21 protein-coding genes are annotated in these 24,516 nt (G+C 67.2%); 6 read left to right on the forward strand and 15 right to left on the reverse strand.

Going from position 1 to position 24,516, the window contains the following annotated elements; genetic code table 11:
• Positions 1–11 precede the first annotated feature (11 nt).
• From K8P10_RS14785 to K8P10_RS14805, 5 genes are all read left to right on the forward strand, one after another.
• Complete coding sequence (locus tag K8P10_RS14785) at positions 12–1,436, forward strand: aldehyde dehydrogenase (RefSeq protein ID WP_224779643.1); 1,425 nt, start codon at positions 12–14, stop codon at positions 1,434–1,436.
• A 12-nt stretch (positions 1,437–1,448) separates the two neighbouring features.
• Positions 1,449–2,306, forward strand: coding sequence for an N-acyl homoserine lactonase family protein (locus tag K8P10_RS14790; RefSeq protein WP_224779644.1), 858 nt, complete (start codon positions 1,449–1,451; stop codon positions 2,304–2,306).
• Positions 2,307–2,341: 35 nt separating this feature from the next.
• Positions 2,342–3,661 (forward strand): MFS transporter, encoded by a 1,320-nt coding sequence (locus tag K8P10_RS14795; RefSeq protein WP_224779645.1) that lies wholly within the window; start codon positions 2,342–2,344, stop codon positions 3,659–3,661.
• A gap of 214 nt (positions 3,662–3,875) precedes the next feature.
• Positions 3,876–4,907, forward strand: a complete 1,032-nt coding sequence (locus K8P10_RS14800) for a cation diffusion facilitator family transporter (RefSeq protein WP_224779646.1) — start codon at positions 3,876–3,878, stop codon at positions 4,905–4,907.
• A gap of 95 nt (positions 4,908–5,002) precedes the next feature.
• Positions 5,003–5,713, forward strand: coding sequence for a GntR family transcriptional regulator (locus tag K8P10_RS14805; RefSeq protein ID WP_224779647.1), 711 nt, complete (start codon positions 5,003–5,005; stop codon positions 5,711–5,713).
• A 60-nt stretch (positions 5,714–5,773) separates the two neighbouring features.
• Here K8P10_RS14805 and K8P10_RS14810 read toward each other — a convergent pair whose 3' ends face one another.
• Entirely contained in the window at positions 5,774–6,220 is a 447-nt protein-coding gene (locus K8P10_RS14810; protein ID WP_224779648.1) for a DoxX family protein, read from the reverse strand.
• Positions 6,221–6,331: 111 nt separating this feature from the next.
• On the opposite strand from K8P10_RS14810, the gene K8P10_RS14815 reads away from it, so the two are divergent.
• Entirely contained in the window at positions 6,332–6,841 is a 510-nt protein-coding gene (locus K8P10_RS14815) for a MarR family winged helix-turn-helix transcriptional regulator (RefSeq protein WP_224779649.1), read from the forward strand.
• Positions 6,842–6,873: 32 nt separating this feature from the next.
• Here K8P10_RS14815 and K8P10_RS14820 read toward each other — a convergent pair whose 3' ends face one another.
• From K8P10_RS14820 to K8P10_RS14885, 14 genes are all read right to left on the reverse strand, one after another.
• Positions 6,874–7,635: an SDR family NAD(P)-dependent oxidoreductase gene (locus tag K8P10_RS14820; protein WP_224779650.1), complete on the reverse strand. Its 762-nt coding sequence runs from the start codon at positions 7,633–7,635 to the stop codon at positions 6,874–6,876.
• An 11-nt stretch (positions 7,636–7,646) separates the two neighbouring features.
• The gene (locus K8P10_RS14825; protein WP_224779651.1) at positions 7,647–9,398 is read right to left on the reverse strand and encodes an ABC transporter ATP-binding protein; all 1,752 of its coding nucleotides are present in this window, start codon (positions 9,396–9,398) and stop codon (positions 7,647–7,649) included.
• Positions 9,395–10,903 carry an ABC transporter transmembrane domain-containing protein gene (locus tag K8P10_RS14830; protein ID WP_370631903.1) on the reverse strand — a complete coding sequence of 503 codons (1,509 nt, stop codon included), beginning with the start codon at positions 10,901–10,903 and terminating at the stop codon, positions 9,395–9,397. The genes K8P10_RS14825 and K8P10_RS14830 overlap by 4 nt, the downstream gene beginning before the upstream one ends.
• Before the next feature lie 122 nt (positions 10,904–11,025).
• On the reverse strand, positions 11,026–12,030 hold the full coding sequence (locus K8P10_RS14835; RefSeq protein WP_224779652.1) for an iron-siderophore ABC transporter substrate-binding protein: 1,005 nt from the start codon (positions 12,028–12,030) through the stop codon (positions 11,026–11,028).
• Positions 12,031–12,075: 45 nt separating this feature from the next.
• Complete coding sequence (locus K8P10_RS14840) at positions 12,076–12,813, reverse strand: SDR family NAD(P)-dependent oxidoreductase (protein WP_224779653.1); 738 nt, start codon at positions 12,811–12,813, stop codon at positions 12,076–12,078.
• Entirely contained in the window at positions 12,810–13,286 is a 477-nt protein-coding gene (locus tag K8P10_RS14845) for a RidA family protein (RefSeq protein WP_224779654.1), read from the reverse strand. Before K8P10_RS14845 ends, K8P10_RS14840 begins: the two co-directional genes overlap by 4 nt.
• 49 nt (positions 13,287–13,335) lie before the next feature.
• A complete protein-coding gene (locus K8P10_RS14850; protein WP_224779655.1) occupies positions 13,336–14,445 on the reverse strand; it encodes an alanine racemase in 1,110 nt (369 codons plus the stop codon).
• Between the two features lie 7 nt (positions 14,446–14,452).
• The gene (locus tag K8P10_RS14855; RefSeq protein WP_224779656.1) at positions 14,453–15,943 is read right to left on the reverse strand and encodes an aldehyde dehydrogenase family protein; all 1,491 of its coding nucleotides are present in this window, start codon (positions 15,941–15,943) and stop codon (positions 14,453–14,455) included.
• Between the two features lie 44 nt (positions 15,944–15,987).
• Complete coding sequence (locus tag K8P10_RS14860; RefSeq protein WP_224781308.1) at positions 15,988–17,265, reverse strand: FAD-binding oxidoreductase; 1,278 nt, start codon at positions 17,263–17,265, stop codon at positions 15,988–15,990.
• A gap of 98 nt (positions 17,266–17,363) precedes the next feature.
• On the reverse strand, positions 17,364–18,875 hold the full coding sequence (locus tag K8P10_RS14865) for an ABC transporter substrate-binding protein (protein ID WP_224779657.1): 1,512 nt from the start codon (positions 18,873–18,875) through the stop codon (positions 17,364–17,366).
• A gap of 55 nt (positions 18,876–18,930) precedes the next feature.
• Positions 18,931–19,605: an HAD-IA family hydrolase gene (locus K8P10_RS14870; protein WP_224779658.1), complete on the reverse strand. Its 675-nt coding sequence runs from the start codon at positions 19,603–19,605 to the stop codon at positions 18,931–18,933.
• A 77-nt stretch (positions 19,606–19,682) separates the two neighbouring features.
• On the reverse strand, positions 19,683–21,578 hold the full coding sequence (locus K8P10_RS14875; RefSeq protein WP_224779659.1) for an ABC transporter permease subunit: 1,896 nt from the start codon (positions 21,576–21,578) through the stop codon (positions 19,683–19,685).
• Entirely contained in the window at positions 21,575–23,227 is a 1,653-nt protein-coding gene (locus K8P10_RS14880) for an ABC transporter ATP-binding protein (RefSeq protein WP_224779660.1), read from the reverse strand. The genes K8P10_RS14875 and K8P10_RS14880 overlap by 4 nt, the downstream gene beginning before the upstream one ends.
• A gap of 132 nt (positions 23,228–23,359) precedes the next feature.
• Entirely contained in the window at positions 23,360–24,430 is a 1,071-nt protein-coding gene (locus K8P10_RS14885; protein ID WP_224779661.1) for an isocitrate/isopropylmalate dehydrogenase family protein, read from the reverse strand.
• Positions 24,431–24,516: the final 86 nt, after the last annotated feature.

Below are 24,516 nucleotides of genomic sequence, written 5' to 3' on the forward strand. Positions count from 1 at the left end.
CTCACGGCAACATGATCAACGGTTCGTGGGAGCCGACTACGGGGCCCGAGCGAGAGGTCACCGACCCGGCTACGGGCGCAGTTCTCGCGGTGATCAACGACGCGGACGCGGGCGACGTGGACCGAGCGGTCCTCGCCGCTCAAGACGCCTTTTCCGGGTGGTGGAGCGACGGTCTTCCCCGTAGGGCGAGAGCGATGCGCCACATCGCAGACCTCATCGCTGCGAACGGTCGCGAACTCGCACTCATCGAGACTCTAGATACGGGAAAACCCCTCGCCCAGTCCGAAACGGACGTCGCGATGGCCGAGCAGTACTTCCGCTTCTACGCCGAGGCCGCATCGCATCTCTTCGGTGACGTGATCCCCTCGAAGCCCCATCTCGAAGTACGTACCGAGCGCGAACCGTTCGGGGTGATCGGCCACATTACCCCGTGGAACGCCCCCATCAGCCAGCTGACGCGCGGCGTAGCCCCCTCTCTGGCCGTTGGAAACACCGTGGTGGTGAAGCCCTCGGAGCTCGCACCACTCTCCTCGATATTCTTCGCCGAACTCGTTCGAGAAGCCCTTCCCGCCGGGGTCTTCAACCTCATCATCGGCGACGGCGCAACCGCGGGCGCGGCCCTTGCAGGCCACCCGCGTATCGACCACCTCACGTTCACGGGGTCAGTTCGCACCGGACGCACGGTCTCCAAGTCCGCCGCGGACAACCTGGTCGCCACCAACCTCGAGCTCGGGGGCAAGTCCCCCGCTATCGTCTTCCCCGACGCCGACCTGCCCGTCGCCGCGCAGGCAGCTACGAACGCGCTCATTCGAAACTCCGGGCAGTCGTGCTCGGCACTGACTCGCTTCCTCGTTCATCGCGACGTGGAAGCAGAGTTCACGCAGCTGGTACTGGACAATGTTCGCAAGCTGACGGTGGGGCCGGGCGTGGACGGGCACGACGTCGGTCCACTCATCACCGCGTCGCAACGCGACCGGGTGCTCGAACTGGTGCAACGGGCGATCGAGAGCGGGGCGGAACTCCTGATCGGGTCCGCCGCAGCGCCTGGAGCGCCCGGCCTCAGCGCAGGGACGTTCGCGGCCCCGACCGTCTTGCGCGTGCATTCCGCCTCGGAGATCGCACGTACCGAAGTGTTCGGACCGGTCCAGTGCATCATCCCGTTCGACAGCGCAGCGGACGCCCTGGAGATCGCGAACGACAGCGACTACGGTCTCGCAGCAGCCGTCTTCACGAACGATCTGCGAGTGGCGAGCCGGTTCTCCCGAGAGATACACGCGGGTCAGGTGCAGATCAACGGCTTCATCGGCGCGGGCATGGAGATCCCGTTCGGGGGGTACAAGCATTCGGGTCACGGGCGCGAAAAGGGGTTCGAGGCACTGATCGGCTACACCCAAGTGAAAGCCATCGTGACCCATCACACCCTTCCGAAGCAGTAGGGAGAACGTGAAATGACGTCTCGAAACAGCATGAGCGCATCAGGTGCGCTCCCCGAAACGTGGACTCCCGAGGCGGTGTATCTCATCCGATACGCCACGCGCCCGAGCGCGGTTCGCGGAGAACACTTCTACGGATTCGACGCCTGCGGAACCGACAGCATGCCGATCGACTACTTCGTGTGGCTCGTCACGGGAGGCAGTCACGCGATCCTGATCGATGCGGGCTTCACTCCGGAGACCGCCTCCAAGCGACCCGGCCGGATCCATCTCGGCTCGCCGCTCGAAGTCGCCGAAGCACTGGGCTATCCGCCGGAAGCGATCACTGATCTCGTCATCACGCACCTCCACTACGATCACACCGGATATGCCTCCCAGCTCCCCCAGGCACGGGTCCACGTCCAGGAGCAGGAACTTGCGTTCTGGACGGGACGTCACGCCCATCGCGGCCCCTACCAGCACATCGTCGAGATCGACGACATCGTGCACTTCGTTCGGGTGAACCACGAAGGGCGAGTGCACCAGAGCAACGGTGTCGACACGATCGTTCCTGGGGTCGCGGCACATCTCGTCGGGGGCCACACCCCGGGCATGCAGGTCGTCACCGTGACCCTCGATGATGATTCGACCGTCGTCCTCGCCTCGGATGCGAGCCACTTCAAGGAGAACATCGAGACCGATCGGCCCTTCTCGATCGCGCACCACGTGCCCGACATGTTCGATGCCTTCGAAGAGGTGCGTCGACTCTCCATCACCCGATCCGGGAAAACCGGGATTATCGTCGCCGGCCACGATCCAGTCGCAAGAGAAGAATTCACCCCTGCGCTCACCAACGACCCTCGTTTCGACGGTCGCGTGTGGCGCATTGCCTAACATTCCAACACACTCATCAGAAAGGACCCGGATCAATGCAGATCCAATCCCGCAAGCTCGACCGTAAAGTCACCGTCTCGAGCGTCATCGGCACCATCATCGAGTGGTACGACTTCTACGTCTACGGCACCGCATCCGCCCTGGTACTCGGAGCGCTGTTCTTCTCTGCCGAAGAACCCCTCGTGGGAACGATCGCAGCATTCGCGACGTTCGCAGTCGGATTCCTCGCACGCCCGGTCGGAGCAATCGTCTTCGGTCACTTCGGCGACCGCATCGGCCGCAAGCGCATGCTGATCTACAGCCTGACCGGCATGGGAGTCGCAACCTTTCTGATCGGTTGCCTCCCCACCTACGACCAGATCGGGGTCTGGGCACCCGTTCTCCTGGTCGCGATGCGCTTGATCCAAGGTTTCTGCGTTGGGGGCGAATGGGGCGGTGCCATGCTGATGGCAGTGGAGCACGCACCGGTCGGCCGGAAGAGCCTTGCGGGCGCCCTGGTTCAAGTCGGATCCCCGGCGGGCCTCGTCCTCTCCACACTCGTGATCGCGATCTTCAGCGGGCTGCCCGGGGACGCTTTCCTACAGTGGGGATGGCGCGTCCCCTTCCTGCTGAGTGCAGTGCTCGTCTTGATCGGCCTCTTCATCCGTCTCAAGGTCGAAGAATCCCCCGAGTTCGCTCAGGTGAAGGAGACCGGTGACGAGAAGAAGATCCCCCTGTTCGCGACCCTTCGCCATGCGCCGATCCAGGTGCTCGGCGGCGTCGCGCTCACTCTCGCACCCTTCATGTTCTTCTACTTCCTCGCCACGTTCATCCTGACGTTCGGCGTGAACAACCTCGGTTTTGAGAGCAGTTTCCTGCTGTGGGCGGTCGTGCTCGGAGCATCTCTGGAGCTGGTCACCATGCCGATCGCCGGACACCTCGGAGATCGATACGGCCAGGGCAGAGTCTTCGTCGTCGGCGCTGTCCTTCTGGCGATCGTCGCATTCCCGATGGTGCACCTGCTCATCGCGAACCCCGGCAACAAATTCGTGCTGCTTGCGATCATGGTGCTCGTCATGTCGCTCGTGCATCCGCTGACCTACGCGCTGCTCTCGACTATGTTCGCGGACCTCTTCACGACTGACGTCCGTTACACGGGAGTGTCACTCGCCTTCTCGCTCGGAGGCGTGGTCGGGGGCTTCACGCCACTGATCTTCACGTCGATGCTCACTTCACCGAGTTACGGCTGGCTGATCCCGGGATACATGGTCCTCATGTCGATCGTGACGACCATCGCCGGAGTCCTCGCAGCGCGAACGATTCGCAAGCGCCAGGTACTGACGGTCACCGAAGGCGCGACGACGGTAGCCGGCTAGGCGCCGAGAAAGCGGTACCGCACTGTAGCGCGGCACCGCTTTGCGGAGGCCCGGGTCCCCTTGCGGGGATCCGGGCCTCCTTGCGTGCGGTGCGGGCCCGCATCCACGCACAGCGGATCCCAGACGCCAGGTCGAGACATAGAGCCCGATACTAAGACCTGGAATCTCATATCGAAGGATTGTCAACAATTTACAATCCTGGTAGTCTGATGCCATGGCAACGCACGGACACCACGACGACCACGGTCACGACCACACGCACGGCGCCGAGTTCAGTGACGGGCACCCCGCCCGCCCCGAGGCCGCCGAAGCCGGTGGGCACGGCCACAGCCACGATCACGGCCTCGAGGGTCACGCGACTGCTGGCGGCAAGCACCGCAAGAAGCTGATCATCGTGCTCAGCATCACGGCGACGATCTTCATCGTGCAGGTCATCGGCGCGTTCATCTCGGGTTCGCTCGCCCTGCTGGCAGATGCCGGACACATGCTGACGGACGCGACCGGCGTGCTCATCGCCCTCATCGCCACCTTCATCGCCGCGCTCCCCGCCACCTCCAAGCGCACGTACGGCCTCATGCGCGTCGAGGTGCTCGCCGCCATGATCAACGGCATCATCCTCAGCGTGATCTGCATCGTGATCGTGTACACCGCGATTCAGCGCATCGGCAGCGAGGTGGAGATCGAGACCGGTCCGATGCTCATCGCCGCCATCATCGGCGCCGTCGCGAACCTGGTGTCTCTGCTCATCCTGCAGTCGGGGCAGAAGGAGAGCATCAACATCCGCGGCGCGTACCTCGAGGTGCTCGGGGACCTGCTGGGCTCGGTCGCCGTCATCGTCGCCGGTTTCATCATCCTCTTCACCGGGTGGAACTGGGTGGACCAGATCGCGGCGTTCGCCATCGCACTCCTCATCGCGCCCCGCGCGTACAGCCTGCTGCGCGACGTGGTGCGGATCCTGCTCGAGAGCACTCCGAAGGACGTCGACCTCGATCAGACGCGTGAGCACATGCTCTCGGTGCCCGGTGTGGAAGTGGTCCACGACCTTCACGCCTGGACAATCACCTCGGGTGTCAACGCGATGTCCGCGCACGTCGTCATCGACGAGGAGACGCTTGACTGGGGTCGCTACGACGAGATCCTCGACGAGCTGCACGCCTGCCTCAGTGAGCACTTCGACACGAGCCACTGCACGATCCAGCTCGAACCCGCGCACCACGCGGCGCACGAGTCAACGGTGCACCCGTAGACGACGTCACACTCGTTGGCGTTCTCGCCGAAGATTGCTTACAATCCTACGAGAGCCTCGAATTCGGGACTCCGCACGCATCCTGAGGAGGCGCAATGAGTGGAGTGCAGGCACTCTCAGCCCTTGAGCACCGGCCGACTGCGGTCATCATCTCCGATCAGCTTCGAGAGCGCATCATCGACGGCGCGTTCAAACCGGGCGATCAGATCAACGAGGCTCAGGTGGCGAGCCAGCTCCGCGTCTCGCGGGGGCCGGTACGGGAGGCGCTCCACCGCCTGGTCCAGGAGGGCCTGCTGATCGGCCTGCCCAACCGCGGTGTCTTCGTCCGTGAGATCACGGACCGCGACGTCGCTGAGATCTACGAGGCCCGCGAGGTCATCGAGTGCGCGGCAGCCGAAATCGTCACGAAGCTCGACGAGGCCGAGCGCGACCGCATCGCCGACGAGCTGACCGCCGTGACGACCGAGATGGGTGAGGCCCTCGCCGCCGAGCAGTGGGACCACCTCCGCCGCCTCGATCTGCAGTTCCACACCACCCTCGTCGAGCACGGACGGAATCGGCGACTGGTGCGAGCGTATTCGACCCTCGCCACTGAGGCACTCATCTGCATGGCGCAGTGGTCGGGCTTCAGCACGGCCACCCGCGACCGTGTCGTGCCGAGCCACCTCGACATCGTCGAGAAGCTGCGCTCGGGCGACATGGAGGCGGTGCACCTCGCCCTCCACAATCATCTGTCGCTCGACGACTACGAGTTGCACACGCACGACGAGGACGGCTCGCTCCGGCACGGCCGACCCGAGGAGTAGGCACGCGAAACACTGTTCAGGGGAGAGACGCTCGAGGCACCCTCTCCCCCGAACAGTGCCTCACTTGCCGCGCGACGCGACTGAGCGGCTGAACAACCGGTCGACGCTGAAGCGTCCGCCGCCGGCGAGCAGCAGCACGAACAGGCCGGCCGCGATCGCGAGCACCAGCTCGAAACCTCCGTCGTCGACGAAGACTCCGGCCGAGGCGTGCACGAGCACGATGGCCCCGACCTGGGCGATCAGGTTCACGAGCGCGGCGATCGGGGTCAGGAGTCCGATGACGAGCGCCGCTCCCCCGACGAGTTCGGCCCCCGCGACGAAGACTGCGCTCACCTGCGGCAGGGGAATACCCATGCCTGCGAACGACTCTTGAGTGCCGGCGATCGTCCACTCGCTGAATTTCTGCCATCCGTGAGCGATGAGGATCACCCCGAGCGCGACGCGCGCGACGAGCAGTGCGACGTCGCGGAGGACGGGAGTGCGGGCGGAGGGGTTGAGCAGCGTCATACGAGCCTTTCGTGGGGCGGTCTGCGGTTCACGTCACTGTAGGTTGTAGCGACAACGTCGACGGTACCGGTCGTTCCTGGGAACGACCGCACCATGGGGCAGAATGATGGCATGACGACTCCCTGGCTCTCTCCTCGCGAACTCTCCGCGTGGGTGCGTCTGGCTTCGGTGCTCGAACTCCTGCCCGGGGCTCTCGATGCGCAGCTGCGGCGTGACGCGGGGGTCACGCACTTCGATTACCGCGTGCTCTCCCTCCTCTCGGAGACGGCGGACCACTCGATGCGCATGTCCGACCTTGCCCGGCTCACGAACTCGACACTGCCGCGTCTCTCGCACGTCGTGCACCGGCTCGAGGAGCGCGGCCTGCTCCGCCGCGCACCGGCGCCTGGTCGCTCCCGATCGACGCTCGCCCACCTGACCGAAGCGGGGATGCAGCACGTGGTCGAGACCGCTCCGGGTCACGTCAGGGAGGTCCGGGAGCTCGTGCTCGACGCGCTGACCCCCGAACAGGTCGACGAGCTCCACGACATCTCCGAGCGGATCCTCGGGCGCCTCGACCCGCACGGTGCGCTCAGGCCCATCGTGGAACAGCACGACTCCGGAGAACCGCTCACCCCGTGAGCGCCCCAGCGGCCCCGCTACCCGGGCCCGCGCTACGCGGCCGTGTACCCGCCGTCGATCGGCAGAACCGCCCCGGTGACGTACGACGACGCCGGGGCGGCGAGGAAGAAGATCGGTTCGGCAACCTCCTCGGGGGTCGCCAAACGGCCCAGGGGGATCGTCGCCGCCTTGCGGGCGGCGTGCGCCTCCGGGTCCTCCTGGCGCTCGAATCCGTCCGTGATCGTTGGAGTCAGGGTGAGGCCGGGCGCTGCGACATTGACGCGGATGCCGCGGGGCGCGAGCTCCACGGCGGCCCCCTTGGCGAACATGATGAGCCCGCCCTTCGCTGCGGTGTACATGACCTCGTTCGGAATGCCCGCGATGCCGAGCCGCGAGCTCACGCAGACGATCGAGCCACCCGGCTCGCGCATGTGCGGAATCGCGTACTTGACCAGCGAGAAGACACTGAGCAGATTGGCGTCGAGCACCTGCGCCGCCGTGCTGACCTCCATCTCCTCCAGCGCCCCGTCTGCCTGGAGCCCGTGGCAGAGCACCAGCGCGTCGATCTCACCGAACACGTCGACGGCGCTGGCGATCACCGACTGCGCGAACGTCTCATCCCCGAGGTCCCCCGAGAGATACTGCTCGCCCTCGCGCATGCCAGCGGGCTCCGCCTCACGGCGCCCGGTGAGCAGCAGCTGCGCGCCGTCCCAGCGGAAGCGTTCGGCCACGGCTTCGCCGATTCCGCTCGAGGCTCCGGTGATGACGACCCGGAGCGGGCGCGTGGAGTTCTGGTCGGAGTGTCGTCCTGCCATACTCCCCGATGTTACCCGCCTGACCGGTACGCCGCCCAGAGTCTCGCGTACGCACCGGCCTGTGCGACGAGTTCGTCGTGGGTACCTGACTCGGTGATGCGGCCGTCGTCCATTACCAGCACCCGATCGGCGGATTGGGCTTGCCTGAGGCGATGGGCCACGACCACGGCGGTGCGATCCTGCAGGATCGCCTCTGCCGCGCGCTCCAGCCTCCGTGCGCCCCGGCTGCCGGACTCTGCCGTGGCCTCGTCGAGGATCACCACTGCCGGATCGGCCAGCGCCGCACGCGCGAGCGCCACCTGCGCGGACTGCTCGGGCGTGAGCCGGTGGCCAAGCTCGCCGACGACGGTGCGGATGCCGTCGGGGAGGCCGCCCACCCAATCGGCTCCGACGAGCTGCAGCGCCGCAGCGATGTCTGCGTCGCTCGCGTCCGCTCTGGCCATGCGCAGGTCTTCGACGAGCGGACCGGCGAAGATGTGAGCCTCCTGCGACACCAGCACTACCGGTCTCGGGTGGATCCGGGCGAGACGTTCGATCGGCACTCCGTCCAGGGTGACCGATCCCTCGCTCGGGTCGGCGAGGCCGGCCAGGATCACGGCGAGGGTGGACTTGCCTGCGCCGCTCGCCCCGACGAGCGCGACCTGCTCACCGGCGTCGACCTTGATAGAGACGTCTCTCAGTGCCGCGTGGGTGTCGTACCGGTGGGTGAGGCCGCGCCCCGTGAGGGTCCCTCGCAGGTGCTCACCAGGGGCATCTGATTCTTCGGCCCGGCGGATCTCGATGACTCCGACGATGCGCTGCAGGCTCGCGTACGCCGACTGCACGTCGTCGAAGCTGAAGATGATGAGCCCGAGGGGGTTGAAAAGCCGGTGGAAGTACAGCGCGGCCGCTGTCACCGCGCCGACGGTGACCAGGTCGGTCGATACGAGCATGAACCCGGTCGCAATGATCGCGCCCAGCCCGACGAGCTCGGCGAGGTTCATCCACTTGCCCCAACCGCTCGCGAACCAGAGGACATCGCGCGAGAGGCGACGTGCGCGATCCGATGCGTCGGTGATGGTGGCGAGCTGCTGCGCTTCGGCGCCGTACGCGCGGAGCGTCGGCATGCCCTCGAGCGAGGAGACAAGCGCTTCGGCGCGGTCGCCGAATGCCGCGCGCTCGGCGCTGTACCGCGGTGCGGCACGGGGAAGATACCAGCGGAGCGCCAGAACGTACACCGGGATCGACGTCAGCCCGGCGAGGGCGAGCCAGGGATCGAGCGCGAACAAACCGACCATCGTCAGCACCACGGTGAGTGCCGCTCCCACCCACGGTGCCAGCAGACCCGCGACCACCCCGCCGACCACGGCGACATCGTCGCCCACTCGACTCAGGAGGTCTCCGCGCCCCGCACTCTCGATCCGCGCGGACGGGAGGCGCAGCGCCGCACCCATGACGTCCTCCCGCATGCGCGCGAGCACGCGCTGGCCGATGCGGGCGACGAGTGCGGCGCTCACCGTGCGCAGCGCAGCGCTCAGCACGCCGGCGCCCGCCACCCACGCGACGAGCACCAGCACCCGGGTGCGATCGCCGCCGCCGAGCACGACGTCGACGATCAGCCCGACGGCCCAGGGTGCGACGAGGCCCGCGAGCGCCGCCGCTGCGGCGAGCGCGATCGTGAGAATCGCGAGGGCGCGCTGTCTGCGGACGTAGCGGCCGATGGCGCGGCGCACCCCCCGTACGGTGGCGAGCGGCAGTCGAGCGTGCGGAGGTGCCGCGGTCATCCGAGGATCCTCTCTCGGTAGCCCTCGTGCTGCGCGAGCAGGTGGTGGTGCGGGCCGTGGATCGGCTCGCCGTCGCCGACGGCGAGGACCACCCGATCGGTGTGGGCGAGCATGACGGGACTGCTGGTGATCACGACCGTCGTGCGGACCGGCCCGTCAGTCTCATGCCTGAGCGCGCGGATGCCCGCGGCGATCGACTCCTCGGTCATGGCGTCGACGGCGGTGGTCGGCTCGATGAGTACGAGCACGTCGGGGTCCGTGTGCAGTGCGCGGGCGAGTGCAAGTCGCTGCCGCTGACCGCCGGACAGGCTGAGTCCGCGGTCGCGCACGTGCTCGTCGACGCCGGCAGGCTGCGCCTCGACGAACTCCCGTGCGCCTGCGGCGTCGACCGCCCGCGACGGGTCGCCAGCCATGCCGCCGAGCGCGAGATTATCGGCGATGGAGCCGGCGAAGAGGTCGGCACGATGGGGCTCGATGTGCACCCCGGCCCCCGCCGGCAGAACGAGCTCGCTCGGGATCCGCTCGACCTCTGCGGGGTCGGCGACGATCCCGATGAATGCCCCTGCCGGCACCTCGATCGCGCGCGGCGCCCTGCCGGGCTCGGATTCTTGCGCGCCAGCCTCGCCGCTGAGCACGGCATCGACCCTGGCGGCGCTCGTCTTCGCCGATGCCCCGATCTGCAGGTAGAACCCGATGGAGGTGAGCGGTTCCGAGATGAACTGCGCCGCGCCGACCGCTGCGACGAACGCTCCGACGCTGATGGCGCCGTCGAGTGCGAGGAGCCCCGCGAATGCGACCGAGACGACGAGCACGATGGTGCCGGCGAGCACGCTGGCACCGAGCTGGAGGGACTTCGCGGTACCGGCTCGGATCCCCGCTGTCTCGACCGACCGGCTCACCGCCCGGTACCGCTCGGTGGCATTCTCCTGGGCGCCGAGGCCGTGGAGCACCCGGAGACCCGTGACGAGGTCGGTCGCGAGCGCTGATGCTTGGGCGAGGGTCCGCTGCTGGTCGGCGACGCGGTGCGAGATGAGCGGGGAGACGAGGTTGAGGGCGACCGTCACAACCAGTGCCGTGCCGATGAGCACCGCGCCAAGCATGAGGTCGATGGTGAGCAGCACGCCGCAGCTGACGGCGAGCGCCGCGCCCGCGCCGCAGAGGCCGGAGAGCCAGATGATGCTCCGCGCCGACTGGTCGGCATCGGATGAGGCGATCGACAGGAGTTCGCCGTGTCGCCGACGAGGCCCGTCAGGCGCCATGACCCTGGCGGCGAGTTCGGTGCGCAGCGCGTGGCTCTCATCGATCACCGCACCCTCGCCGAACCGCGCGAACCAGCGATAGCAGGTGATGAGCACGGCGAAGAGCAGGATGAACCCCGCGAGGCAGAGCAGCAGGAGCGACGGGCTGCTCCTCGTGACCGCGGTATCGATCGCCAGGCCGATCGCGACGGGCACGAGCGCTTCGCAGGACTGATGCCCGATCAGGCAGAGCGACGCCCCCACCACACGCGGTCGCTGACGTCGGAGCGTGCGCCGGCGCAGGCGGACGCCGGAGTGCTGGCGTGCGATGGTGACCTCCGGGCCTCGGGAGTGGAGCAGATGGATGGAGCGCTGAGCGGATACTACCGTCAGTCGGCCGGCAGCGCGTCCTCAATCATCGGGGTGAGCTGCTCGGCGACGTAGATCGACGCGAGCGGCGAGTTCGCGGAGAACGCCTTCGCGACCTCTCCCTCGAGCACGATCGCCCGGCCGTCCTCGACCGCCGGCAGCTGCTTCCACTGCGGGTCATCGGTGATCGCGGTCGTGTCGAGGTATATGGGCGAAGCGACGATGAGGTCGGCGTCGATGAGTCCCAGGTTCTCGCCCGAGACATCGACGGAGAACCCGCCGGAGTTCGCGGGCGCAGCCGCGATCTCGGGGTTCTGCTCGAACCCGAGCCGGTTCAGCAGCTCAAGACGGCCGCCGCCTTCGAGGTACGCACCCCACCCCTCGCTCGTCTTCGCGACGCTCGAGACCGTTCTCCCCTGCCAATCGGGGTGCTCCTTTGCGACCGTGTCGAACGCCGCATCGACCTCGGCGAGCAGCTCGTCACCGCGCTCCGGCACCCCCAGTGCCGTCGCGATCGTGCCGACCTGCTCCTCGACCGTCGTGAGGTAACTCTCGCCTCCCTCGGGAACGCCGACGGTCGTAGCGATCTCCGAAAGACGCTCGTACCGATCGGGATCGCCGCTGCCCTTCACATCGAGAATGAGGTCGGGTTCCAGTGCCGCAATCATCTCGTAGGAGGGTTCGAGCGTTTCGATGAGTTCCGGAGCCTGGTCGTAGAGTCCCGCCGCCCACGGTCCAACGCCCTCGTCGCCTCCCGCTTCGATCCAGTCCGACGCCCCGACCGGCTGCACGCCGAGGGCGAGCGCCGTCTCGGCGTCGGACCAGCCGAGCGCGACGACCCGCTGCGGTGCGGCGTCGATCGTGACGTCACCGAATGCGGTGCTGACCGTCTGCGGGAACGTGCCAGGCGATTCCGCAGCGGTCTCCGCCGGAGCCTTGCCACCGCCTGATGCGCACCCGGTGAGTAGGAGCCCCGCCACGACGGCAACGGGCAGAATGGCACGAGATCGACCCAGTTTCATCATAGTAAGGCGAGCCTACCTTAGATCTGATGAAGTCCGCGAGGGTGTTCACGCGGCAGTGAAGCCTCCATCGATCGGAAGCACGGCTCCCGTGATGTACGAAGCCGCCGGCGAGGCGAGAAAGAAAACGGGCTCGGCGATCTCGGCCGGTTCGGCCAGCCGCCCCAACGGAATCGAGGCGGCGCGAGTGGCCGTATACGCCGCAGGGTCGGGCTTCCGACCGAATCCCTCGGCGATCCGCGGGGTGAGCGTCAGACCCGGAGCGGCGACATTCACCCTGATTCCTCGGGCGGCGAGTTCGATCGCCGCCCCGCGCGCGAACATCGCCAGGCCGCCCTTGGCGGCCGAGTACATCACCTGGCCTGGCGTTCCGACGAGTCCGAACCTCGAACTCACGCACACGATCGACCCCCCGCCCTCACGGATATGCGGGATCGCGCGCTGCACGACGGAGAAGACGGTCAGCACGTTCGCTTCGAGCAGCGCTGCGGCGCGCTGGAGCGGCATCTCCTCCAAGGCTCCATCACCCTGCAGTCCGTGGCAGAGCACGAGCGCGTCGATCTCGCCGAACTCCTCGACCGCGCGTGCGATCAGGCTCGCCACGAACCCCTCGTCGGCGAGATCACCTGCAAGATAGACGTCCGCATCACGACACCCGTCGGGCTCCTCGGGCCGGCGCCCGGTCAACACCAAACTCGCCCCGGCCTCCCGGAACCGGTTCGCCACCGCAACGCCGATCCCACTTGTCGCGCCGGTGATGACGACTCGGGCACCTGGCCAGGTCACCGCCTCGCCTCGCAGATGAACTGCACCTCGACCGCACTGTTGCGCGGCAGGCTCGCGACGCCGATCGCGGTGCGAGCGTGCCGGCCGTCATCACCGAGAACGTCCGTCAGCAGGTTGCTACCCGCGTCGGCAACGCGTGACTGCTGCTCGAACCCGTCGACAGCGTTCACGAAGGCGAGCATCTGGATCATCCGCACCCGATCGAGGCCGCCGGTGGCGTGGGCGGCGACCGCGAGACCGTTCAGCGTCGCCTGGAGCATCAAATCTCGAGCCTCGTCAACGCTCACCTCCGCGCCGACACGTCCGCTCATCGGGAGGACGCCGTCGCGGTACGGGAGCTGCCCGGAGATGAAGATCTGACCGCCTGCGGACTCTCGGGCGTTGGTGTAGTGGGGATCGTCGTCCACGGGTGGAAGCGCGAGTCCCAGTCGCTCGAGAATCTGCTGCGGGGTCTCTGACTGGCTTGCGTTCATGTGCTGGGTCCTTTCACGGTGAGTGCGACGATGCGCGAACGCGGCATCGTCAGTTGAGCTGGCCTTGGGCATCGACCGGCCAACGGTCGATGAGCGCGCCCGTCCGATCGGTGATGATCAGTTCCTCGAAGCTGTTCACGACGGGGCACACATGGTTGGGAACAATGGGAACCGTCGCTCCGACCGCCGGTCGGGTCCCGCCCTCGGGGAGCGCGAGAAATCCGTGGTACTCGTTGAGCTTGGAGAGGACCCCGTCCACGCTGGGAACGTTGCCGAAGCCTCGATCCGGATTCCCCTCGCGCGCGAGGGCCTTCGTGCCCGCATCGACGATCACGTGCTCGTGCCCCTGGTCGCTGACGACCGTCGAAGCTACGAACAGGCCGATCTGCTCGGGACGGCAGTCCCCGATCCGTACGTTGTCGTGATCGTTGAAGATGTACTCGCCCGGACGAATTTCGGTGATCACGGGATCGGTGCAGAGCTCAGCGGTCGGGGTCGATCCCGCGCTGACGACGGAGACCGGAATTCCGTGCGGCGCAAATGACTCGACGGCAGCGCGCAGCGCGACGGCCTGATCCTGGGCCGCGCCTTCTCTGGCGCCGACGGTGCCCCCGTGTCCGGGGTAGGTGAAGATGCCGAGCGGGCGCAGCCCACGGGATCTCGCGTGCGCCGCGAGGTCACCCGCGGCTGACGGCTCCACCCCGGAACGTCCCGCCCCGCAATCGATCTCGACGACCACGCCGAGCTGCCCGGCGTCGTCGCCCATCGCGGTCGCCAAAGCGTCCACAGCAGCCTCGCTCTCGACACCGACGCTGAGCTCAGTGATCCCGGCGAGCCGACGGAGACGCTCCGCCTTCGAGCCGACCGCCCAGATCGGGTAGGCCAAGAAGATGTCCGAGCAGCCGTCCGCCGCGAAGATCTCGGCTTCGCTGAGGTTGCCAGCGGTGAGACCAACCGCGCCCGCCTCCCGTTGCATCCGACCGAGCCGCACGCTCTTGTGCGTCTTCACGTGAGGACGCAAACGCTTGCCGTGCGTGTCGGCGAACGCCTGCATGCGGGCGATGTTCTCGCGCACCACGTCGATGAGCACCACCGGGGCGGGCGTGCTGATCTCGGGCTCGATCGTGCGGAGTACTGAGGTGAAGAGGTCTGTGGTCATCTGCGTGTTATCCCAATCGATTGACGATGATGTTCTTCGGCTCGCTCATCTCGAGGACGGCGCTCGCGACGCCCTCGCGTCCGACGCCGGAACGCTTCGACCCGCCGAACGGCATGGCGTCGATCCGGAAGTCGCTGGTGTCGTTGATGAGGACGCTGCCGACCCTGAGGCGCTCAGCGGCGTACATCGCCGTGTTCACCGACTCCGTGAAGACCCCGGCATGCAGGCCGAAATCAGTGTCGTTGACGCGCGCCAACGCGTCGTCCAGGTCGACGTACGGCACCAGCGACACCACGGGCCCGAAGACCTCGTCACGCAGCACGCGGGCCTCGTCCGGCACCTCGGTCAGCACCGTGGGCGCGTAGAACGCGCCGGTGCGCTCACCACCGGTGAGCAGGCGTGCGCCCGAGGCGACCGCCTCGTCCACCCAGGTTTCCACGCGCTCCGCTTCGCGCTGGCTGATCAGCGGGCCCACGTCGGTCGCGGTATCGCGCTTCGAGCCGACGATCAAGCGCTCCGTTCCGTCAACGATCAGGCGCTCGAGCTCGGCGTAGCGACTCTCGTGCACGTAGACGCGTTGCACCGACAGGCAGTTCTGGCCCGCGACGCCGAATGCGCCGTCGACGATACCGGCGGCAGCCGCGGGAACGTCTCCGTCCTCGCAGACCACGACAGCGTTGTTCCCACCGAGTTCCATGAGCACTTTCCGCGCTCCAGCGGCACGAGCGAGGGCATCGCCCGTCGCCGGGCCGCCGGTGAACGAGACCGCTGCGACACGAGGGTCGCTGACGAGCGCCGTTCCGGCCGCACGCGTGCACACCAGCACCGACATTCGGCCAGGGGGCATGCCTGCGCGGAGCAGGATGTCCTGCAGCGCCAGCGCCGAGAGCGGCGTCGTTTGCGCCGGCTTCAGCACGACGGCGTTGCCGGCGAGGAGCGCGGGTCCGACCTTGTGCGCCACAAGGTTCAGTGGATCGTTGAACGGGGTGATGGCCGCAATGACACCGAGCGCGGACCGGCGATTCCACCCCATACGACCCACCCCGCGAGGCGTGTCAGCGAACGGCAGCGTCTCTCCCTCGAGCAGATGCGCCGAGTCCGCCGACAGGCGCAGCGTCTCCGCCGCGCGCGCGGTCTCACGCGTCGCCTCCGTGATCGTCTTGCTGCTCTCGGCCGCGATAATGGCGGCGATACGATCCGCTTCGTCGCGGAGCAGCCGCGCCGCACGCTCGAGCGTCTCGCGCCGCTCCCACAACTCCCACGCATCGTCATGGAAGCTCCGCACGACGCCGGCGACGGCGTCCTCGACGTCGACCTCGTCCCCCACGTACACCTGGGCGACCACGCCGTCGTCTTCGGGGTCGGTGACCGCGAGCGACAGCTCCTCGGTGATCCAGTTCCCGGCCACGAAACCGCCGCCGGGGATTCCCAGCGCATCCAGGCCCGGGTCGGCGCCCGCTCTCTGCGGGGCCGCTGTTGCGCACGCGCACGGACTCATCGTGCTCGCCTCCTCGTTCTCGTCGTAATGTCGACCCGACCGGGTCAGCTCAGCTTGTCCTGCAAACCGAAGTAGGCACCGCCAACCCGGAGGTGGAGCCATGGGTGCCCGAAGTACCCGGGGATCCACGGGTTCTTGAGGTCGCGCCAGATGTTCGCGTGCGGATTCCCGTCCACGACTTCGGCCATGACCTTGCCCATGTAGTTCGCCATCTGCACCCCGTGACCGGAGTAGTTCAGCGAATAGAACAGGCCGTCGTGCTCTCCCGCGTGCACCATCTGATCCATCGAGATGTCGACCAGCCCGCCCCACATGTAGTCGATGCGAGCATCGCGCGTCTGGGGGAAGACGTAGTGCATGGCCTTCTTCAGAATCTCTCCGCTCTCACGGTCCTGCGACGGGTCGGAGAGCGCGAATCGAGCGCGTCCGCCGAACAGCAGTCGGTTGTCCGGCGTGATGCGGAAGTAGTAGATGAAGTTCTTGCTGTCGGACGCCATTCGCCGATTCGGCAGGAGCTCGTCAACGAGGTCCTGCGGCAGCGGCTCGGTGACGACGATGAAGCTGCCGACCGGGATCACCCGTCGCTGCATCCACCCGAACGGCTTACCGGTGTATCCACTCGTTCCGACGACGACCTTGCCGGCCCTGACGGTTCCTCGGCTGGTGGTGAGGTCGTGGATCGTGCTGTTCCCGATGCGGCGAACGTCGGTAACCTCGGCGCGCTCGTGGATCGTCGCCCCGGCCTCGACGGCGAGCCGAGCGAGTTCGTGTCCGAACTTGCCGACGTGCATGCCGGCACCGAGCGGATCGACCATCGCCCCGTAGTAGACGTCCGACCCGATCTCGCTGCGGATGTTCTCCCGATCGACGAGCTGCACCGGCTGGTCCACGAGACGCTTCAACGTTTCGGCCGACTGCTGCAGGCCCGCCCAGTGCGACTCCTTGTAGGCGAGCGTCATCTTGCCCGAGCGCTCGTAGTCGACGTCGAGGTCATGCTCTCTGACGAAGTTCTCGATGAGATCGATCGCCTCGTTGTACTCGCGGAAGTAGCCGATCGCGCGCTGCTCTCCGTACCGCTTGATCGCGTCGCGGAATCCGACCGCAAGACCGGTGGTCGCCATGCCGCCGTTCCGTCCGGAAGCGCCCCACATGACGTCCCGTGCCTCGAGGAGCGCGACAGACTTCCCGGCCTTCGCCGCGTGATAGGCCGTCGAAAGCCCGGTGAAGCCGCCGCCGACGACGGCCACATCGACCTCCTTCGGAATCTCGGTCTGGGTGTAATCTCCGCTCGGCGTCGCGGTATCGAGCCAGTAGGAGTGCATCTTCACGATCGGGTGCTCCGGTTTCGTCGGGGGTGGGTGTAGCGAGGTTCGGGGAGGGATCGTCGGCGCCGCGGAGTGCCCGCGGCGCCGACGAGGGATCACTCAGCCGGTTTCGTTTCGGTGGAGATCAGGCGGCGCTCGAGCGGGTCGCGAACGATGTCCACGAACGTGCCGGTCTCGGCCTGCACCACGCGCTCGTTCACGATGGGGATCACCGCGTTCTGCCTGAGAATCGCGGTCTCGGCGTCCATGGTGGCTTCCTGCCGCTCCGGCCCGGCCTCCGCCTGGGACCCGCGCTCGATGATCGCGTCAACGTTCTCGTCGCACAGCTGGGCCATGTTGTAGCCGCCCTCGCAGCTGAAGTCAGCCGCGAGGAACGACAGCGGGTCACCGGTGTCGAGCAGTGTGCCGCGCGAGTACACGACGGCATCGAATGATCCATCAAGCATCTCGGTCTCCATGCTGATGTACTCGCGCACATCCTGCGTGACCTCGAATCCCGCGGCTTCGAGCTGACTCTCGAGCTGCACCAGGATCTCCGGGTTCTCTGCTCGGTCCGAGTAGGTCGCGATCGTGATCGGCACGCCGTCTACCTTGGCGGGTTCCACGTCGCTCGCGACGTCTCCGCGGAGGTCAGCCGCCCAGGGAATCGCGGGCCCGAGGAGGCCGCCGGAGAAGTCCGCCTGACCCTCATAGACCGAATCGATGATGCCCGAGGCGTCGATCGCTTTCCGTGCCGCGGCGCGGACCGCAGGGTCGGCGAACGGACCGTCCGAGTTGTTCAGCGCCAGCATCGTCGTCCGGGGCATCTCGACCTCGTGCACCTGATCCTCTTCGAGGAGGCTGACCTGGGAGACCGGGATCGTCTCGGCCACATCGGCCTCTCCCGATCGGATCGCCGCAGCACGTGCCGCACCGTCCGGCACGAACGACACGTCGATCCCCGCGAGGATCGCGGGGTCGTCCCAGTAGTCCTCGAAGCGATCGAGCGTCGCGGTGGTCGTGCCGTTCAACTCGGTGAGCACGAAAGGACCGGTACCCGTGCCTGCCGGATTCACCGTGCCGTCATCGCCGTAGGCCGATTCTGCGAACATCGAGAGCTGACCGCTCGCGAGCCGGTTCGGAATGAGCGCGTCGGGCGCGTCGGTCGTGATCGTAATCTCGTGCTCGCCCGTCACCTCGGTCGAGATCTCGACGCCGTTCAGCGCGCGGGGCGGGGGCGCGGCCGCGACGGCCTTGTCCAGCGAGTTCTTCACCGTCTCCGCGGTGAACGGCGTTCCGTCCTGGAACACCACGTTCTCACGCAGGGTGAAGACCCAGGTCGTGTCGTCCGTCTGCTCCCACTCCGTGGCGAGCATCGGCTCGATCTCGAGGTCTTCGTTGAGGTTCACGAGCGTCTCGGCGATGCTGAGGCGTGTGAGCTTGCCGATGTCGTCGCTGAACGGGCTCATACCGGCGTTCGGCGGCTGCAGCATCGCAACCGAGATGCGCGCGTCGTCTGAACTCGCGCCACCTCCGCTGCCACCGCTGAAGCAACCGGTGAGCACGAGTGCTCCTCCGGCAGTCAACGCACAGGCGGTCGCGACTCTGCGACCGAATTTGGTGTTCATGGTGTGCCTTTCGAAGGTCAGGTGAGGGGAGGGGGGGGGGAGGGAAGTTCAGTGCTCAGGCGATGCCGAGAGCACGGTTGACCTCGTCGAGCGACGTCACTCGGACCGCGCCGTAGTACGGGAGATCAGGGTCGTATCCGCGGTCGAAGAAGACCTTGTTCGTAAAGCCCAGCTTCTCCATCGGGATGTGGTCGTAGTGCTGATGCGAGGAGATGTGGAGGAAGTCCTCCGGGCGAGCGTCGAGCTGGTCGAGCATGTAGTCGAACGCCTGGATGCGCGGCTTGTAGGCTCCGGTCTGCTCAGCGGTGAAGACGGCGTGGAACGGCGCGCCGAGCCTCGGGATGAACGCATCGAGGTGGCGATTATCCGCGTTCGACAGGGCGACGAGCGGGAAGTGCTCGGCCATCTTCGCGAGCGGCTCCGCGACATCGGGGTGCGCGCCCCACGTCATCACGTCGCGCTGGATCGCCGCGACGTCGGCGTCCGCGACCTCGAGCCCGAAGCGCTCGCAGACGCGGCGGTACGACCGCTCGAGCACCTCGTCGTAGGGGCGGTACTCCAGGATCTCGTCGTACCGGACGAAGCTGAACATGTCGAAGAACGCCTCGAGATCATCGGCCGAGAGTCGGTCGGCGACGATCGGCTCGACGGTTTTGCGCATTTCGAAGTAGATCAGTGTGCCGATGATGTCGAAGGAGATGTACTTCGGGCGGGGCAGTTCGAGGGCCACGGTGTTCCTTTCGGGGAGGGGTGAGCGGGAGAGTGAAACGTTGGGGGGAAGTGTGCGCGATGGAGGACCGGAAGTGATCAGCGGCCCACCGCTTCGGGATCGACCGCCGCAACGGTCTGCAGGGTCGACGTCGTGGGGTCGCCGGTGCCGGCGAGACGGTTCCGGCGGCGCCCGAGGCGGGTGCGGTTGTTCCGAAAGTCGAAGCTCAAGCTCGACAGCGATACGGCGAAGATCGAGAGGATCACCAGCGCACCGGCCGGTACGAGCACTACCAGAGGCGCCCGTTCGACATAGGGGAGGCCCTCGGCGAGCACCAAGCCCCAGTCCGGTTGGGGTGGCTGCGGCCCGAGTCCCAGGAATCCGAGCGCGGCCAGGGCCAGGCAGATGCCAGGGAGACGAAGACAGGCGTGCCGGAAGACGGGACCGACGACGCTCGGCAGCACGTAGCGGAGCATGAGTCGAACGTTGCCGACACCGAGCACCGGGGCGATCTTCACGTGGGGTTGCGCTTTCACCTCGGAGACGAGAGCCGCCGTGTGTGCGGCGAGGGGCGCCCAACTGACGACCGTGACCGCGAGTGCCGCGCCGAACGACGAGGGCCCCAGGACGGCAGCCACGATGAGTCCGGCGATGATCGGCGGCGCGGCGTTGGTGACCTCGATAGGGCCGGCGCCGAGGTTCGGGAACATGCCGATGAAGAGACCGATCGCCAGGCAGATCGCGGCCACGATCGCACCCAATCCGATGGTCGACATTGCACCGTGCGAAATACGGGCCAGCACGTCGCGACCGTTGGCATCGGTGCCGAGCGGCACCTCCCAGCTCGGCGGCTGCAGACGGGTGTAATCGAGCGAGAACGGATCGCGCGGCAGACCAGAGAGCAACATGACGACGAGGATGAGCAGCATCGCGGCAGGCAGCACCAGCGCCCACTTCGAGCTGGGCGTCTTCGGCACTGCGGCCGGGAGCGAGTTCGAGCGGAGCGCCGGGCCGAGGAGAATGCGCCGCACTCCGGTGGCAAAGATTCCGAGTACCACGGCCAGGAGCATGAGGAGGATCACTCCGGCCTGCAGGCTCGGGAGATCCTGGGACTGTGCTGCGGCGAGCGTGGCTCGGCCGATGCCGGGAATCGCGTACACCTGCTCGACGACTACGGCGCCTGCCGTGATGCCGACGAGGATCAGGGACATGGGAGCGGTGACGCCCGGAAGCGTGCGCCGGATCGCCGCGAAGACGATGCGGGTCCGCGAGTAGCCGGCGACCTGCCAGGTGGCGACCCAGCGCTCGCTGAAGGTACTCGCGAGCGCGTCGGACATCAGGCGGCCGAGGAAGCCGCCGGCGGGCAGACCCATGGAGAGCGCCGGGAGTACAAGGTAGTGCACGCCCCGCCATCCGAACGGCGGGAACCACCCGAGCCAGACGGCGAAGACGACGAGCAGCACCGACGCGAGCAGGAACTCGGGGAGCGCGGTGAAGGCGGCCGCGAGACCGCCGCCGGTGCGGTCGGAGCGTCCGTTCAGGCCACGGCGGAACGTGGGGATGGTGAGCAGGGATCCGAGGATGAGCGCCACCACGAGGGCGGCGATCATGAGCGTGAGCGAGGCGCCGAGTGCGGAGAGCATATCGGGCAGTACCGGCTTCCGCGTCGCCCATGAGACGCCGAAGTCACCCTGCACGGCGTTGCCGAGCCAGGCGAAGAACGCGCCCAGCGCGCCTCCGTCGAGTCCGAGTTCATCCCGGATGGACTCGAGCGCCTCGGGCGAGGCCTCGCCCTCGGCGTAGCGCGACCGGAAGACCGACATCGCGATATCGCGGCCCGAGAGGATCGGCAGGATGCCGAGGAGGAAGATCACGCCGAGGATCGTGACGATGCGCGACACCGTCGAGATGATGGCGGCCCGCGAAGTACTGGAGAGGGAGGTGCGGCGCTGCGCGCGCCGCATGGCCGGGACGGCCTGGGTCGAGAGCGTCATGCCGTCCTCCTTTCGGTGGTGAGGTCTGCAGGGAGAACATGCAGGGTCGGGATCGCGTCCCGCAGCTCCCGGGTACGCGGGTGCCGCGGCTCCGAGAGGAGTTCTGCGGTTGGCCGATCCTCGACCACTTCGCCCGCGTGCATGACGATGGTGCGCTCGCACAGGCTCGCGACCATCGCCAGGTCGTGCGAGACGACGGCAATGCCGGTGCCGCGCTCTTCGGAGACGCTGCGCATGAGCCGGACGATCGACTCGCGCATCGGGAGATCGAGGCCGCTGACGGGTTCGTCTGCCAGCAGGAAGTCGGGTCGCGTCGCGATCGCCCGTGCGATGGCGAGGCGCTGAGCCTGCCCACCTGAGAGCTCGTTTGCCCGCCGCTTGAGGAACTTCTGGTCGAGTCCCACCGAGTCGAGGGCCTCGTGCACCATGGCGTCATGGTCGCCCGCGACGTTGAGCCGAACGAGCGGTTCCCTGACCAGCGCCTGCACCGTCATCAGCGGGTCGAGCGTGCTCGCAGGATCCTGCGGGACGTACTGCACGCGACGCCGGTACCACCGGAGGTGACGCACATCGGCGGGGTGCACCGTCTTGCCCTGGCAGGTCACGGCACCGGTGTCCGTCTCCTCGAGCGCGAGCATGAGCCGCAGGAGCGTCGTCTTTCCTGAACCGCTCACCCCGACGATGCCGACGCGCTCTCCAGCGCCGATGGTGAGACTCGTCGGGTGCAGCGCCGGTTTCATCTCACGGGGCGCGAACAGGCGCTTCCTCGGCATCCGGTACTCCCGGCTGACCTCGCCGATGTCGTAGAACGCCTTCCGCGGCTCGGGAGCGCACGGCGTCCCTGCCGCGCACTCGGCGCGAAACCGTTCGATGTAGGGTTCGATCGTCGCGGACCGCGCCGCCCGGATGAGCTCGCGCGTGTACGGCTTCTCGGGGTTCGCGAAGATCGAGTGGATCTGCCCCTGCTCGACGATCTCTCCGTCCTTGAGCACGACGGAGTCGCTGCACAGTTCCGATGCGACGGCGAAGTCGTGGGTGATGAAGAGCAGCGCGGGCGTGTTCTGACCTGCCGTGTAGCGCTTCAGCACGTTCAGCACCTTGGCCTGCGTGACGACGTCGAGCGCCGTCGTCGGTTCGTCCGCGACCATGAGGCGGGTGTTGCAGGCGAGCGCGAGTGCGATGCAGACGCGCTGACGCTGGCCGCCGGAGAGCTCTGCGGAGAACCGACTGATGAGGTGCTCGGGGTCGGGCAGCCCGACGGAGTCGGCCAGCTCCACGGCGGCGGCGAGGGCGTCCTGACGCGACAGTCCTCGATGCCGCCGCAGCGGTTCGACGAGCTGCTCGCGAATGCGGACGAGCGGGTTCAGTGCGACGGCGGAGTCCTGGAAGACCATGGCCACCCGGGCCTCGTCCGGGCGCTTCGACGCCGGACGCCCGAGCACCTCGACGCCGTTGATCTTGATACTGCCCTCCGTCACGGCGTTGGCGGGGAGGCGGCCGAGTACGGCGGCTGCGGTGAGCGACTTCCCCGAACCCGACTGACCGAGCAGGCAGACCCGCTGGCCCTGGCCGACGGCGAACGAGATGCCGTTCACGATCGTGCGGCCTCCGATCGAGATCTTCAGATCCGTCACCTCGAGGCTGTGCATGCGCCCTCCCGGAAAATTCGTGAACCCACGGCTGCGGTGCTCGTGTTGAAGCGAGAATAAACACGTTCTATGAGGATTGTCAACAATCCAACAATTACGAAATGGACGAGACTCGCTTTCGTAACATGCACCTCAGCTCGCTCCACCCTGATCGGCCAGCCGTGCACGCACGGCCGAACCCACCTCGACGGTCGTGGACGATCCCCCGAGGTCAGGGGTCACGATCCCAGCTTCGATCACCCCGGTGAACGCCGACTCCACCTGCTCGGCGATCTCGCAATAACCGAAATGCCGCAGCATCATGGCGCCGGCCCAGATCTGACCGATCGGGTTTGCGACGCCCCGGCCGGCAATGTCCGGAGCAGACCCGTGCACCGGTTCGAACATGGAGGGGTACCTCCGCTCGGGGTTGAGGTTCGCACTCGGCGCGATCCCGATCGACCCCACAGCCCCGGCCGCGAGGTCGGAGAGAATGTCCCCGAAGAGGTTTGAGGCGACGATGACGTCGAGGCTTTGCGGCGAGCGCACCATGCGCGCGGCGAGCGCGTCGATGAGAACCGATTCGAGCTGCAGGTTCGCGTCGGCGTGCGCCACCACTTCGGCGACGACCTCGTCCCAGAAAGGCATGGTGTGGATGATGCCGTTCGACTTCGTCGCCGAGACGATCCGCCCGCTCCGTTCGCGTGCGCGCTCGACGGCGAATCGCGCGACGCGCTCGACGCCGAACCGAGTGAACAGGGCCTGCTGGTAGGCGGCCTCGTACGGGGTGCCTCGGTACGCCCGTCCGCCGACCTCCGAGTACTCTCCCTCGACGTTCTCGCGCACGATCACGAGGTCGATCTCCGGATCGCCGGCCAGCGAGGAGGCGATCCCGCGGAACGAGCGCACCGGGCGGAGATTCACGTACTGATCGAACTCGCGCCTGATCGGAATGAGCATGCCCCAGAGCGTCTCGACATCCGAGACCGCCGGGTCGCCGACCGCCCCGAGAAAGACGGCGTCGGTTTCCGCCATCGTCTCGATGGCGTCCGTCGGCATCATCCGGCCGTGGCGACGGTAGTAGTCGCTCCCCCACGGGTGTTCGCGCCATTCGAACCGGATACCGTGCGGCGCGACGGCATCGTCGAGCACCGCCATCGCCTCGGGCATCACCTCCGGACCGATTCCGTCGCCGGCCAGCACTGATACGGCATGCGTGCGCATCCGTCCTCCTTCATCGCAGTTATCCGTGTGCGCCGAGGCCGTCGCGGGGTCCGCACCGACCTGGCTCTATCGCAGATCATAGCATT

Origin of the sequence: Leucobacter sp. Psy1 (assembly GCF_020096995.1) — a bacterium.
Taxonomy (GTDB): Bacteria; Actinomycetota; Actinomycetes; order Actinomycetales; family Microbacteriaceae; genus Leucobacter.

Excerpts from the sequence above, each read along its gene's own strand:
- K8P10_RS14790 (WP_224779644.1), top strand. The coding sequence starts at position 1,449 with ATGACGTCTCGAAACAGCATGAGCGCATCAGGTGCGCTCCCCGAAACG.
- K8P10_RS14825 (WP_224779651.1), bottom strand. The coding sequence starts at position 9,398 with ATGACCGCGGCACCTCCGCACGCTCGACTGCCGCTCGCCACCGTACGG.
- K8P10_RS14795 (WP_224779645.1), top strand. The coding sequence starts at position 2,342 with ATGCAGATCCAATCCCGCAAGCTCGACCGTAAAGTCACCGTCTCGAGC.
- K8P10_RS14845 (WP_224779654.1), bottom strand. The coding sequence starts at position 13,286 with ATGAACGCAAGCCAGTCAGAGACCCCGCAGCAGATTCTCGAGCGACTG.
- K8P10_RS14885 (WP_224779661.1), bottom strand. The coding sequence starts at position 24,430 with ATGCGCACGCATGCCGTATCAGTGCTGGCCGGCGACGGAATCGGTCCG.
- K8P10_RS14875 (WP_224779659.1), bottom strand. The coding sequence starts at position 21,578 with ATGACGCTCTCGACCCAGGCCGTCCCGGCCATGCGGCGCGCGCAGCGC.
- K8P10_RS14805 (WP_224779647.1), top strand. The coding sequence starts at position 5,003 with ATGAGTGGAGTGCAGGCACTCTCAGCCCTTGAGCACCGGCCGACTGCG.
- K8P10_RS14860 (WP_224781308.1), bottom strand. The coding sequence starts at position 17,265 with ATGCACTCCTACTGGCTCGATACCGCGACGCCGAGCGGAGATTACACC.
- K8P10_RS14865 (WP_224779657.1), bottom strand. The coding sequence starts at position 18,875 with ATGAACACCAAATTCGGTCGCAGAGTCGCGACCGCCTGTGCGTTGACT.
- K8P10_RS14800 (WP_224779646.1), top strand. The coding sequence starts at position 3,876 with ATGGCAACGCACGGACACCACGACGACCACGGTCACGACCACACGCAC.
- K8P10_RS14835 (WP_224779652.1), bottom strand. The coding sequence starts at position 12,030 with ATGATGAAACTGGGTCGATCTCGTGCCATTCTGCCCGTTGCCGTCGTG.
- K8P10_RS14785 (WP_224779643.1), top strand. The coding sequence starts at position 12 with ATGATCAACGGTTCGTGGGAGCCGACTACGGGGCCCGAGCGAGAGGTC.
- K8P10_RS14880 (WP_224779660.1), bottom strand. The coding sequence starts at position 23,227 with ATGCACAGCCTCGAGGTGACGGATCTGAAGATCTCGATCGGAGGCCGC.
- K8P10_RS14850 (WP_224779655.1), bottom strand. The coding sequence starts at position 14,445 with ATGACCACAGACCTCTTCACCTCAGTACTCCGCACGATCGAGCCCGAG.
- K8P10_RS14820 (WP_224779650.1), bottom strand. The coding sequence starts at position 7,635 with ATGGCAGGACGACACTCCGACCAGAACTCCACGCGCCCGCTCCGGGTC.
- K8P10_RS14855 (WP_224779656.1), bottom strand. The coding sequence starts at position 15,943 with ATGAGTCCGTGCGCGTGCGCAACAGCGGCCCCGCAGAGAGCGGGCGCC.
- K8P10_RS14815 (WP_224779649.1), top strand. The coding sequence starts at position 6,332 with ATGACGACTCCCTGGCTCTCTCCTCGCGAACTCTCCGCGTGGGTGCGT.
- K8P10_RS14810 (WP_224779648.1), bottom strand. The coding sequence starts at position 6,220 with ATGACGCTGCTCAACCCCTCCGCCCGCACTCCCGTCCTCCGCGACGTC.